The organism is Flavobacterium stagni, assembly GCF_004122105.1.
Lineage (GTDB): Bacteria > Bacteroidota > Bacteroidia > Flavobacteriales > Flavobacteriaceae > Flavobacterium > Flavobacterium stagni.
This window is the reverse complement of record NZ_SBKN01000004.1, coordinates 56,997-70,102: the sequence shown is the minus strand read 5'-3', so window position 1 is coordinate 70,102 and position 13,106 is coordinate 56,997. Positions and strand designations below refer to the sequence as shown.

Genomic DNA, 13,106 nt, shown 5'->3' with positions numbered 1-13,106 from the left:
TAATCGTATTTTTGTGGGGTGAAGATACATGAAAAATACATACAGCGTTGCATTCAATTGGCGCAAAATGGCTTGGGCACCACGTATCCGAATCCGATGGTGGGCAGTGTGCTCGTGCACAACGACCAAATTATCGGAGAAGGTTGGCACCGAAAAGCGGGCGAACCCCATGCGGAGGTTCATGCTATTCGCTCGGTGAAAAATCCCGAACTTTTGAAAGAGGCGACGATTTATGTGAGTTTGGAACCTTGCAGTCATTTTGGCAAAACGCCGCCGTGTTCTGATTTAATTTTGGAAAAAGGCATTCCGAATATTGTGGTGGGTACGGTTGATCCGTTTGCAGCGGTGGCTGGAAAAGGCATTGAGCGACTGCGCGCAGCGGGAAGAAATGTGACGGTTGGCGTTTTGGAAAACGAATGTCGGGCACTCAACAAACGCTTTTTCACCTTTCACAATCAACAGCGACCTTATATAATACTAAAATGGGCCCAATCGGCGGATGGGTTTATAGCGCCGTTGGCAAAAGAAAAGCGAGAACCGGTTTGGATTTCGAACCGATATGCGCGCCAATTGGTGCATCAATGGCGCAGTGAAGAGCAAGCGATTTTGGTGGGCACTCAAACCGTTTTGGACGACAACCCGAAATTGGATACTCGGGATTGGTGGGGCAAGAATCCGACGCGGATTGTCTTGGATCGCAGTGGGAAAATTAGTACCGACTTTCATGTAAAAGACGGAAAAACTGCTACAATTGTGATTACTGCCGAAGAAAATTTGACGGCAACCGACCAAGTTGATTATCAAAATTGTATATTTGAGAGTTCGCTCCCCCAACAAATTGCAGGAATTTTATTTCAAAAAGGACTGCAATCGGTGCTCATCGAAGGCGGTCAAAAAACCTTACAAAGTTTTATAGACGCGGGATTATGGGATGAAGCGCGGGTGTTTGAAAGTGGGATTACATTGGGTTCGGGCCTAGCTGCACCGCAATTCAATGCCCCTGTAGCGCACACTGAAACTATAGTTGAGAATCAATTAAAAATGTATTACCGTCATGATTGATGCCATTATTTTTGACTTTGGAGACATCTTCATCAATTTAGAGAAGGAAGCGCAAATTGAAGCGTTTAAAAAATTGGGATTAGACGGTCCGAAAGACGATTTGATTGCACAGAATGACTTGTTTGAGAAGGGAAAAATTTCGGAGCAAGAATTTTTGGAATCTTTTCATAACTACATTCCGAATGCTACGTTGTTGGAAATTCGTGATGCTTGGAATTCGATTATTGGTGAATTCCCCTTGGAGCGTTTGGAGTTTTTACAAATGCTTTCGGGCAAATACCGCATGTTTTTGTTGACCAATACGGATGAGATTCACATCAGTAAATTTGAACACAAAGTGGGCATGTCGTTTTACACCGACTTTTATAATTGTTTTGAAAAAGTCTTTTACTCCTATGAAATGGGCATGCGCAAACCCGAACCCGAGATTTTCAATCACATCCTCAATAAATACGATTTATCGCCCAAACGCACCTTATTTATTGACGACAAAAAAGTAAACACGGACGCGGCAGAAGCATTGGGCTTGTATGTTTGGAATTTACAGGTGGGCAAAGAAGACGTCACCGAGTTGTTCCAACATAAGGAGTTTCCTTTGTAGATTTTAGAATTTAGATTAGGAAGATTTGAAAATTAATTCATTTGAAAATTTGAAAATGACAATTCCGTTAAACATTTAAACTACTACCATTACACTCTTTTAAACTCTTTCCACTTTTCCACATCGACTCACCTGCCTGCCGGCAGGCAGGTTGTCTCATCGACACATTGTCACATTATCCCTTTAGCACTGCCCCGCGTTAAGGATTGAGGGATTGTTGGAGCTCACCCGAGGTCACGAGGGTAGCGACTCCCGAAAGCCTGGCCGGAGGCAACGCCCAAAATCGGATGAAACTTATTATTTTTGCCGACTCAAACGATTTTATTTTGAACGATACGTACCTCACATTAACGGCACCTTCCGAGGAGACCTTATATAAGGAGAAGCACAGCAAGTTTTTTGGCTATGCGTTTCCGGTAGAGACAGAGGTTGAAGTGAAGGAACATTTGGAAACGTTGCGCAAGCAGCATGTGGGGGCGGTTCATTTTTGTTATGCCTACCAATTGGGTACGGAGAAAATTAGTTACCGCGCCAACGATGATGGCGAACCTTCCAACTCGGCGGGTATGCCTATTTATGGACAAATTCAGTCGTTTGGTGTAACCAATGTTTTGGTCGTGGTGGTGCGCTTTTTTGGTGGGATTAAATTGGGAGTAGGCGGTTTGATTTCGGCCTACCGCACTTCGGCGCAAATGACATTGGAGGCTTCAACGATTGAAGAGCGCACGATTGACGTTCGATTTAAGGTCACTTTTGACTACAAAAACCTCAACAAAGTGATGCGGGTGATTAAGGAAAAGAATTTGGAATTGGTTTCCCAGGCGATGGAAATGCGTTGTGAAGTGGTGGTGGCTACCCGAAAAAAAAATGCCGAAAGTATCTTCGACATTTTTAATTCCTTATTTGAAATTGAAATCCAACGCTTGGATTAATTATCTGCGTTCATGATTTCCAAAACTTCGGTTGGCGGCACAATAGGACGTCCTGTTTTGACATCGACAAAAACGAGTATAAAATGAGCAGTTGTTAATAACTCATCGTTTTCACTGCGGATTTCGCAATCAAATTCAATCTTCACGCCACTATATTGTTTTAAACGTGTTGTGATGGTGAGCAAATCATCATACCGTGCGGGTTTTTTATAATTGATGTGCATGGATACAATGGGAAGTGCAATCCCGCTTTCTTCGAGGGCTTTGTACGAAATCCCCCTATTTCTGAGCCATTCCACGCGCCCTATCTCAAAATAGGGCACATAACTCCCGTGATACACCACTCCCATCTGGTCCGTTTCGCTGTAGCGAACCCGAACGTGAACTTCATTTAATTTCATCTATATTTTTATGCCGTTAATCTATGATTGGAAAATTCTTTACAACAATATTTTCAAAAAATCAATAGGGTTTTATTTTTTTTTAACCAAAATTGTTCACATATTTGTTAACCCAAAATTTAGGAAGCAAATCGTGCTTTTCCTCAGCAACAGAACCTTTAACAAATTATTAATTTTAACAGATTTATGAGTAAAACTGCGCAATCAGTATGGGAGAATTGTCTTTCATTCATAAAGGACAATATCCAGGAGCAAGCTTTCAAAACTTGGTTTGAACCTATCAAATCCGTTGAACTTACTGATAATGCATTGTACATTCAGGTTCCGAGCAAATTCTTTTACGAATGGCTCGAGGAACACTATGTAAAACTGTTAAAGGTGGCGTTAACCCGAGAACTTGGAAAAAACGCAAAGTTACTGTATAAAATTAAGATGGAAAACACCTATGGCAACAAACAACCGTTCACGGAGCAGTTGCCAAGTGCTCACCGCAGTCCGATTAAATCACAAAACGTTGACGCTCCGTACAAAAACTTGAATCCGGAGTTAAAAAATCCGTTTGTGATTCCAGGAATTCGCAATGTTAAAATTGAGTCGCAATTAAATCCGAACTACAGTTTTGACAATTTCTTGGAAGGGGATTCCAACCGCTTAGCCCGTTCTGCAGGTTTGGCTGTAGCGAATAAACCAGGAGGCACTTCATTCAACCCACTTTTGATTTTTGGTGGCGTTGGTTTGGGTAAAACCCACTTGGCCCATGCCATTGGGGTTGAAATCAAAGACAAATATCCTGAAAAAACCGTGCTGTACATTTCAGCCGAAGTGTTCACCCAACAATATATTGATTCGGTTAAGAAAAACAACCGAAACGATTTTATTCACTTCTATCAATTGATTGATGTATTAATCATTGACGATGTGCAATTCCTTTCTGGAAAATCAGGAACACAAGATGTGTTTTTCCACATTTTCAACTATTTGCATCAAAACGGCAAGCAAGTTATCTTGACTTCTGACAAAGCGCCGGTGGATATGCAAGATATAGAGCAACGTTTATTGTCTCGCTTTAAGTGGGGACTTTCGGCGGAGTTACACCAACCCGATTACGAAACGCGCGTATCAATTTTACGTAACATTTTGTACCGTGATGGCGTAGAAATGCCAAATGACATTGTAGAATATGTGGCGCAAAACATCAAATCCAATGTTCGTGAATTGGAAGGTGCCATCATTTCTCTGATCGCCCAGTCATCGTTCAACAAAAAAGAGGTAACCATTGAATTAACGAAAAGTATCGTCGAGAAATTCGTTAAAAATGTAAAACGTGAAATTTCAATTGATTACATCCAAAAAGTGGTTTCGGATTATTTCCAATTGGACATTGACACGTTACAATCTAAAACCCGCAAGCGCCATGTAGTGCAAGCGCGCCAATTAGCCATGTTCTTTGCTAAGAAATTCACCAAAGCTTCTTTAGCAAATATTGGTTCACAAATTGGTGACCGCGATCACGCTACGGTTCTTCACGCTTGTAAAACAGTTGACAACTTAGTAGCCACCGACAAACAGTTCAAAAAGTTTGTGGAAGATATCAACAAAAAGTTGTCATTGTAGTCGGGTTTCGTACTTTTGTGCCGAAATTTAAGTACACTTTTCCATCATGCCTGTTAAAATTTTAATGGTATGTTTGGGCAACATTTGTCGTTCGCCATTGGCGGAAGGACTTTTGGCCTCCAAATTGCCTAAAGATCAGTTTTTTGTTGATTCCGCTGGAACGGGAAACTACCATGTTGGTCGTCAACCGGACCATCGTTCTATTGCTACGGCTGATAAAAATGGATTAGATATTTCACACCAAAAGGCTCGTCAATTTACTGTCAACGATTTCGATACTTTTGATTACATCTATGTCATGGACAATTCCAATTATGACGATGTGGTTTTTTTAGCCAAAAATGAGGCACAAAAGCAAAAGGTGCAATTGATTTTGGACGCCTTGTTCCCCGGTGATAATGTAGATGTACCCGATCCGTATTACGGATTGCAAAATGGCTTCGACATGGTTTACGAAATGTTGGATGAAGCCACCGATATTATTGCCCAACGTTTATTGGAGAAATAATGGAAACGACACCCAGAGGAAAACTGTATCTTATTCCAATTACCTTAGGTGAAAATGATCCGATGGAAGTTTTGCCTTATACTGTTCAACGCATTATCGAAGTCATTGATATTTACATCGTTGAAAATGAAAAAACGGCGCGTCGTTTTATTAAAAAAATTACACCTGAAAAACCCCAACCCTCTTTACAACTCAGCACCTTAAACAAGCATACTCAAGCAAGTGAACACCGCAGCATGTTACAACCGTGCATGGAAGGAAAAAATGTAGGATTAATGAGTGAAGCGGGTTGTCCTGGCGTCGCTGATCCGGGAGCTGACATTGTCAAACTCGCCCATGAGCGTGGCATCCAAGTAGTACCTTTAGTGGGACCTTCCTCTATCCTATTGGCAATGATGGCCAGTGGTATGAACGGTCAGAGTTTTGCCTTTAACGGTTACTTACCGATTGACAAAGGAGAAAAGAAAACCGCTTTAAAAAACTGGGAACGCCTTTCATTGGAACGCAACCAATCCCAATTATTCATTGAAACACCGTATCGAAACAATCGACTTCTAGAAGATTTACTTCAGCATTTACAACCCAATACATTACTGTGTATTGCAGCAGATATCACACTTCCTACAGAATATATAAAAACGCTACGTATAGCTGACTGGAAAAGACAAAAGGTAGATTTGGATAAACGTCCGGCGATTTTTATCCTGCATAAAACCCATTAAAAAGCCCCCAATTCGGAGGCTATTTTTTTATTTTACTTGTGGATTTTTTTCTGCTAAAAGATTATGGGTTTCATAACCCCCAAATCGTTTCATATAGGTTTTCACGGATGTACCGTACCCATCACGGCATTTCCGTTCGCCATTGCTCTTCAAAAAGCGTCGAACAGATCCAGGGCCACCTAAGTGAGCGGCCGCTAGAATTCCGGATTCGGTGATGTAAACACCGCCTATTGTTTTTCCGCGGTACTGTTTGATTTCGTCACGCAAAACCCATTTGTGTTTTTTCAACAAGGCAACAAATGCTTTTTCCTGTAATTCAGGATTACGCATAAAAGCTGCTGGATTGTGAATACCAATCGAGGCTAAGGTTTGGGGACCAAATTGGTATTTCCCCATAAACCCTTTGGTATTGATTTTTTTGTAATTCCCTTGCGATTCTTTGAAAGCTAAAGCTTCTTTAAAACCGATAAAATACTTTCCTGTGAAAGGAATTGTATTGTTACTATAGTCGTTTGGATTTTGAGAAGGAAGTTGGTATACTAATTCATCCTGCTCATCAACGTAAAACCAATTGTGGTCGCTTACGTCTAAGGGTTTAAATGCGGAACTAATAAATCCGATTACAAGTAAAATGGTAAGATAATACGTCCATTTTCTGATCATATAGTTTGTTTTCCAAGCCCTGTCACCACTTGATTAGCGGGGGCGAATATACGACCTTTTTTGAAATAAATATTGAATATCAGGCAGTTAATTGCTTGTTAAAAGTAAATCCAATGTCCTTTCCATTTTCCGGACGCCTGATATTCAAGGGTTGGCGCAGGAATTTTTAAAAAGTTGAAGGTTGAAAATACCGTCTTTAAAATTCTATTTTTTGTACGAATTTTCGTTAAATCTATATCAAGACTGAGGTAAAATTGTCGTTCTCGTGGATAGTTATTTAATCCTAAAACGGTATTATTTTCACTTTTTCCGGTTAATAATCCATTTGCACCATACCCTACTGCTACATTTAACCAATTGGGGATAAAATTACTTTTGGTAAAGGCTTGAAGATTGGCAGAGAGCCAATAGGTTTGTCCGTTGTAGTCTTTCAATAATTGTTCGTTGAACGAGCTCCCTAGCGTATTGGGGCGTTGCGGCGCAAAATAAGTTTGATGAAAGGAAAATTTGGGAAGAATTCGTTGTTCTTTCCAAAGCAGTTCCTGACTCACAAACAATGCCGTCCCGGTTGTATTGGCCACTACATCGCCCAATGAAGCGCCCCATTCTGCAGAATAACCATCAAACACTTCGACAACCGACATAAATGCCCAAGCCGAAGCAGCGCCATAGAGCAACTGACTTTTTTGCGACATGCCGGCCCAACGAAATGATTCAGCGCTCAACCTACTAAGATGATAACACGATAGCAAATGGCCAGCTTTATCCATTTGTAGCCATTCGTCATTATCATTAATAAAATGAAACTTGGATTGCGGGTAATCGCTATACCACAATTGATGGAGTCCGACTAATGCAGTGGTTGCTAATCCTGTCGTAGTTATCACTACCGCATTTCTTCTCGGTTTATTTAACGAGTCGGAGGGTTTTAAAAAAGAAAACTGTTCACGTTGAGCGTGAAGACTCAAGGTGAACAGCAATAGTATTGTATATAGAAAACGATACATTCGTTAGCGTGTCGTTCCAGTAGAATTGATCCAATCGGCGTATTTCTTGGCATTCACCTGATGTTCTGGATAGGTAGCCGCAAATTCATGATAACCAAAACGATCTACACTAGCACAGAAATAAATATAATTGTGTTTCTCGGGATTTAAAACTGCGTCTATAGCTGTAATATCAGGCATTGCGATGGGTCCTGGAGGCAAACCTACATGCACATACGTATTATAAGGAGAAGACAGCGTAAGGTCGCCATACAATACCCTTTTGATGACTTTGGTAAAATCATTATCCTTTAATTTCAACGCATAAATTACCGTAGGATCCGCTTGTAAAGGCATCCCTTGCTCCAAGCGATTTAAATAAGCACCGGCTACGCGGGGACGTTCATCTTTTTTGACCGTTTCTTTATGCACGATAGAAGCCAAAGTAATCACTTCTACAGGAGACATTCCTAATTTTTCGGCTTTGGCCAAACGACCGGTATTCCAGAAATTTTTATATTCTTTCAACATTTTATCCCTGAATTTTTCGGCTGAAATATTCCAATAAAATTCATAGGAATTGGGGATAAACATGGCGATTACATTTTCTTTTGTAAATCCATTTTCTTTTAAAAAAATAGAATCGCGAAACACTTTCATCAATTGCGTTGTATCGGGTTCAATTTGTTGACTGAAGCGCACACACAAATCTTCCAATCGTTCTTGATTATTGAAAGTCAGTTTAACGGGTATATTGTGGCGTAATGCGGCAACGATCCCGAAGTTACCCATACCCTTTTTTAATAAAAAACGCCCGGGTTTTACATTTTGATCATAACGACGAAGTGCTGCCATGTTTTCAAATCCACCCATTCCGTCGATATAAGGCGCAATTATTTTTTTAACCTCTTCAAAATTGGAACCTGTTGGAACTGTTACCCATTTTTCCTCTTCATTAAAAGTTGTATTCGATGCAAAAAAACGAAGATAGAATCCGATCCCCACGATAAGCACTAACCCACCAATACTGTACAGTAATTTTTTCTTATTTGCGAACATTTTTATTGTTTTAATTTTGAATCAATTGATACAAGGATTCGTCAAAATAGTGTCCGTTGCGACAAATCCAATCTTTTTTTACGCCTATTTTTTGGAAGCCAAATGTAGTAAAAAGGGCTATACTCGCCGCATTATCTTCACCAATATTTGCATAGACTTGGTGCAATTGAAGATGCGTAAATGCATAATCTACCAACAAATGTAAAGCTTCTCTCCCCCAACCTTTTCCGCGATTTTGTTCTTCTTTGATGATAATTCCGATTCCCGCACGACGATTGACGGGATCAAAATCAAACAAGTCAATTAAACCAATCGCTTCTTCCATTCCTTTTTGGCAAATCGCGAGACGCAATTGTTTGGCTTCAAAAATATCTTGATGGGCATTTTCTAGGTATTGCCGTATCAAAAACCGACTGTAAGGTGTGATCGTGTTGCTTACTTCCCAAATGGATTCCTCGTTTTCGATAGCATATAAAAAGGCTAAATCCTCGGGTTCGAGGGCACGCAAGTATAAATTAGTTCCGTGTAAGGTTTGCATCAGATTTCAATTTCACCGTTAAAAACGAAAGTAGCTGGCCCGATTAAATGTACGTTGGAGTATTTCCCGTCGTTAACTTCGAAGGCAACTTGCAATTTTCCCCCTTCCACATCCAAATCGATGACATGGGCTGTGGTTTTTCCTAATGCATGCATTGCAATGGCTGTGGCTGTAGCGCCCGTTCCACAGGAAAGTGTTTCATCTTCAACACCGCGCTCATAGGTTCGCAATCGAAAATGATTTTCACCTAAAGGCTGTACAAAATTCACATTACTACCCGCTTTGCCGTACAAATCCGAATAGCGAATGGCGGCTCCTTGATTTTTTACATCGAACGAAGACAAATCATCAACAAGTGTCACATGATGGGGCGAACCCGTATTTAAAAAAACATACTCCGGTTGTAGTGAAATTGTGTTCACATCAATCATTTGTAACGATATGATTCCATTGGAATCAACATGCGCATGGTGCAATCCATCGACAGCATTGAAGGTTGTTTTATTTTCAATTACGCCTTGACTTTTCGCAAAAGCGGTCAAGCAACGCCCACCATTGCCGCACATCGAACTCTCATTTCCATCGGAATTGTAGTAGACCATTTTGAAATCTGACAGGGTGTCATTTTCCAGCAATATCAATCCATCGGCACCAATGCCAAACCGACGGTCGCATAAATGCTCTATAAGTTTGGTATCATTTTTGGGAAAAAATAAAGTACGGTTGTCGACCATGATAAAGTCGTTACCGGTTCCTTGGTATTTTTGAAATTTGAGCAGCATTTTTACTTTTGTATAAAGAACAAAGTTACGAATATTAATAGCACGTTAAACAATGTTAAACGAGCGTTAAAGGAAAAGGGTCCGGGTAATATTTTAATAATTTTGAGGTTAAATAGTGAACTAATTTTTGACGTATGAAACGATTATCAAGTTTGTTTTTAGTATCGCTTTTGAGTGGTGCAACTACTTTAGGTGCGTATAAACTATTTATTGAAAAAGGAAATTCACGTGACGGTTTAGTCACGTTAGCGCCCAATTACGGAACACGAACCGTTGGCATGGGAGCTGAAAATATTGATTTTACTGCAGCTGCAGACAATGCAGTGCATACGGTTGTGCACGTTAAAAATGTATCCGTGAGAACCGTTTATGATCCCATACGCGAATTTTTCTACGGTTCCCGTGGCGGCATTCAACAAGAGCAAGTTGGAACAGGTTCGGGCGTCATTATTTCCCAAGACGGCTATATTGTGACCAACAATCACGTGATCAAGGATGCTTCTGAGTTGGAAGTCACATTAAACAACAAAAAAGTATACAAAGCCAAATTAATTGGAACCGACGCCAAAATGGACTTGGCTTTATTAAAAATTGATGCGGATGAAAAGTTACCATTTGCCACATTTGCCGATTCGGATCAAGTGAAAGTTGGCGAATGGGTTTTGGCTGTTGGGAATCCGTATAATCTTACTTCTACAGTTACCGCAGGAATTGTTTCGGCTAAGGCAAGAAATTTAGACACCAACGGGATTCAATCTTTCATCCAAACTGATGCGGCTGTGAATCCAGGAAACAGTGGTGGTGCCTTAGTGAATACAAAAGGTGAATTAGTGGGCATCAACACGATGATTTCCTCGCCAACGGGAAGCTATGCAGGGTATTCTTTTGCGATTCCATCCAACATTACCCGTAAAATCATTGAGGATATTATGGAATTTGGAAATGTACAACGCGGCGTATTGGGTGCTGTGGGGAATGAATTAAATGGTACGACAGCAAAACAACTCGGATTAAAACAAACGGAAGGCTATTACATTACCAATGTGATTGAAAATTCGGGAGCAGCCAAAGCAGGAATTAAGAAAGGAGATATTATTGTCAAATTGGACAATCAAAAAATCACTTCTTATTCAGAATTAAATGGCTACATTAACACGAAACGTCCGAATGACAAAGTAAATGTGACGATTATTCGTGATGGCTCGACGAAAATTGTACCTGTAACGTTGATCAAAAACGACTTGATGAATACCGAATTCCGAGGTATGGAATTGGAAAACATCAATGCAGGTGACAAAAAGCGATTCAATATTGAATCGGGTGTAAAAATCAAAGACATTACCAACGAACGATTGTTGCCTTATAAAGACGAATTAATCGGCAGTGTAATATTGCGCATTGACAATGCCAATGCGACGGATATTGAAACGGTTTCTAAAATATTAGGCAACAAAGACGATCGCGAGGGTGCGAGTGTTCAATTGATTACGAAAAACGGACAAGTTTTACGATTTATCATCTAATATTTAGACATTATAATTCTCAAAACCACCTCCAATGTAAGAGGTGGTTTTTTTTTGGAAAAAAGTTGGCAAAATATTTTACGAAAACGTTGTAGTTAATTACTTTTGCACCGGATTAAATAAATGTACAACACAACCTTAACCCAATACTTATGACGAATATCCAGCAATACGAGAAAGAACTGGCATTTCAAGTGGATCGCAGAAAAGCGGCCGTAGACATTATTAAAATTGTGAGCGATTTATGGTACGACAAATCCATCGAATTGATTTTTTTCCGTAATCCTTTATTAAACCGCAACGTCAGTGACATCATGAACTTGCATGAATATGCAGGGGAATTCATTCAAAAACCCATTAATGTTTTTGATACCGATGAAATTGTCAAAGCACTTTCTAATTTAGACTTACCGCCCTCTCGTATCGATATTGGAAAATTGACCTACGAATTTCATTTAGACACCAACACCATGCACGATGCCCGTGCTTTTGTGATTGATCGTTTGAAAGATTCGAAAAAGTCGCAAGAAATCAAACCTAAAGACGTCGTGCTTTATGGTTTTGGACGAATCGGACGATTATTGGCGCGTGAGATGATGAGTAAAATTGGTAAAGGAGAGCAATTGCGTTTGCGTGCGATTGTGACGCGAGACCGCAATGATGCACAATCCTTAGAAAAAAGAGCTTCTTTATTGCGTTATGATTCCGTTCATGGTGATTTTGAAGGATCGGTTGCTGCAGATGTAGCCAACAATGCATTAGTAATCAACGGTACAACGGTACATATTATCACGGCCGCTGGACCAGAGGAAATCGATTATACCCAATACGGTATTGAAGACGCTTTGGTGATTGACAATACTGGGGCGTTCACTACAGAAGAAGCCTTGAAACGTCATTTGACATCCAAAGGTGTGGAAAAAGTATTATTGACGGCGCCAGGCAAAGGTGTTCCTAATATTGTACACGGAGTTAATCATAACGAATACAACCCTGATGAAGTAAAAATTTACTCGGCGGCTTCGTGTACTACCAATGCTATTACTCCGATTTTAAAAGCGGTTGAAGATACGTTAGGAGTAGTAAAAGGTCACTTAGAAACAATCCACGCGTATACGAATGACCAAAATTTAGTGGACAACATGCATAAAAAATACCGTAGAGGAAGAGCAGCTGCGTTAAATATGGTGATTACAGAAACTGGAGCAGGCAGTGCTGTGGCTAAGGCATTACCTAGTTTGGCAGGTAAGTTAACTTCTAATGCTATTCGTGTTCCCGTACCAAATGGATCTTTAGTGGTCTTGAATTTAGAAGTGGGAAAAACAACTTCGGTTGAAGAAGTAAACAATATCATGCGTAAGTATGCCTTAGAAGGAGAATTAGTGGAACAAATCAAATATTCATTGAATAACGAATTGGTTTCCTCGGATATCGTAGGCACTTCTGCCCCATCCATTTATGACAGTAATGCGACTATTGTGTCTGCTGATGGAAAAAACATTGTATTATATGTTTGGTATGATAACGAATACGGCTACAGTCATCAAGTGATTCGATTGGCCAAATACATTTCAAAAGTAAGACGATACACTTATTATTAATAGTTATTAATTCAGTATTAAAAAAGTCCGGTCCAAAAACCGGACTTTTTTGTTAAATAAATTAAGATAGTCTTAATATTCACCAAGTTAATGATTGCTGAATGAAAAAAATTT

The 13,106-nt window shown here is 40.0% G+C and carries 14 protein-coding genes; 8 read left to right on the top strand and 6 right to left on the bottom strand.

Going from position 1 to position 13,106, the window contains the following annotated elements; translation table 11 throughout:
- Positions 1–18 precede the first annotated feature (18 nt).
- The 3 genes from ribD to EQG61_RS07720 all read left to right on the top strand — a co-directional run bounded on the left by ribD (position 19) and on the right by EQG61_RS07720 (position 2,595).
- Positions 19–1,062: a bifunctional diaminohydroxyphosphoribosylaminopyrimidine deaminase/5-amino-6-(5-phosphoribosylamino)uracil reductase RibD gene (gene ribD / locus EQG61_RS07730; protein WP_129461353.1), complete on the top strand. Its 1,044-nt coding sequence runs from the start codon at positions 19–21 to the stop codon at positions 1,060–1,062.
- Positions 1,055–1,663 (top strand): HAD family hydrolase, encoded by a 609-nt coding sequence (locus tag EQG61_RS07725; protein ID WP_129461352.1) that lies wholly within the window; start codon positions 1,055–1,057, stop codon positions 1,661–1,663. The genes ribD and EQG61_RS07725 overlap by 8 nt, the downstream gene beginning before the upstream one ends.
- 287 nt (positions 1,664–1,950) lie before the next feature.
- Positions 1,951–2,595, top strand: coding sequence for an IMPACT family protein (locus EQG61_RS07720; RefSeq protein WP_129461351.1), 645 nt, complete (start codon positions 1,951–1,953; stop codon positions 2,593–2,595).
- Here the strand turns inward: EQG61_RS07720 and EQG61_RS07715 are convergent.
- Positions 2,592–2,996 (bottom strand): acyl-CoA thioesterase, encoded by a 405-nt coding sequence (locus tag EQG61_RS07715; protein ID WP_129461350.1) that lies wholly within the window; start codon positions 2,994–2,996, stop codon positions 2,592–2,594. The genes EQG61_RS07720 and EQG61_RS07715 overlap by 4 nt on opposite strands.
- Positions 2,997–3,182: 186 nt before the next feature.
- Here EQG61_RS07715 and dnaA point away from each other — a divergent pair, with 186 nt between their 5' ends.
- Genes dnaA through EQG61_RS07700 form a run of 3 tightly spaced genes read left to right on the top strand, consistent with a single transcriptional unit; the run spans position 3,183 to position 5,840 of the window.
- Positions 3,183–4,610 carry a chromosomal replication initiator protein DnaA gene (dnaA, locus tag EQG61_RS07710; protein WP_129461349.1) on the top strand — a complete coding sequence of 476 codons (1,428 nt, stop codon included), beginning with the start codon at positions 3,183–3,185 and terminating at the stop codon, positions 4,608–4,610.
- A gap of 46 nt (positions 4,611–4,656) precedes the next feature.
- A complete protein-coding gene (locus EQG61_RS07705) occupies positions 4,657–5,118 on the top strand; it encodes a low molecular weight protein-tyrosine-phosphatase (RefSeq protein WP_129461348.1) in 462 nt (153 codons plus the stop codon).
- Positions 5,118–5,840, top strand: coding sequence for an SAM-dependent methyltransferase (locus tag EQG61_RS07700; RefSeq protein WP_129461347.1), 723 nt, complete (start codon positions 5,118–5,120; stop codon positions 5,838–5,840). The genes EQG61_RS07705 and EQG61_RS07700 overlap by 1 nt, the downstream gene beginning before the upstream one ends.
- Positions 5,841–5,867: 27 nt before the next feature.
- On the opposite strand, the gene EQG61_RS07695 is transcribed toward EQG61_RS07700, so the two are convergent.
- From EQG61_RS07695 to dapF, 5 genes are all read right to left on the bottom strand, one after another.
- Positions 5,868–6,503: a lysozyme family protein gene (locus EQG61_RS07695; protein WP_129461346.1), complete on the bottom strand. Its 636-nt coding sequence runs from the start codon at positions 6,501–6,503 to the stop codon at positions 5,868–5,870.
- A 98-nt stretch (positions 6,504–6,601) separates the two neighbouring features.
- Entirely contained in the window at positions 6,602–7,510 is a 909-nt protein-coding gene (locus tag EQG61_RS07690; protein WP_129461345.1) for a DUF2279 domain-containing protein, read from the bottom strand.
- A 3-nt stretch (positions 7,511–7,513) separates the two neighbouring features.
- Positions 7,514–8,548, bottom strand: coding sequence for an endolytic transglycosylase MltG (gene mltG, locus EQG61_RS07685; RefSeq protein ID WP_129461344.1), 1,035 nt, complete (start codon positions 8,546–8,548; stop codon positions 7,514–7,516).
- A 10-nt stretch (positions 8,549–8,558) separates the two neighbouring features.
- On the bottom strand, positions 8,559–9,086 hold the full coding sequence (locus tag EQG61_RS07680) for a GNAT family N-acetyltransferase (protein ID WP_129461343.1): 528 nt from the start codon (positions 9,084–9,086) through the stop codon (positions 8,559–8,561).
- Positions 9,086–9,868, bottom strand: a complete 783-nt coding sequence (dapF, locus tag EQG61_RS07675) for a diaminopimelate epimerase (protein ID WP_129461342.1) — start codon at positions 9,866–9,868, stop codon at positions 9,086–9,088. The genes EQG61_RS07680 and dapF overlap by 1 nt, the downstream gene beginning before the upstream one ends.
- A 134-nt stretch (positions 9,869–10,002) precedes the next feature.
- Here dapF and EQG61_RS07670 point away from each other — a divergent pair, with 134 nt between their 5' ends.
- Together EQG61_RS07670 and EQG61_RS07665 are read left to right on the top strand one after the other, a co-directional pair.
- Positions 10,003–11,391, top strand: coding sequence for a S1C family serine protease (locus EQG61_RS07670; RefSeq protein WP_129461341.1), 1,389 nt, complete (start codon positions 10,003–10,005; stop codon positions 11,389–11,391).
- 152 nt (positions 11,392–11,543) lie between these two features.
- Entirely contained in the window at positions 11,544–12,992 is a 1,449-nt protein-coding gene (locus EQG61_RS07665; RefSeq protein ID WP_129461340.1) for a glyceraldehyde-3-phosphate dehydrogenase, read from the top strand.
- Positions 12,993–13,106 lie beyond the last annotated feature (114 nt).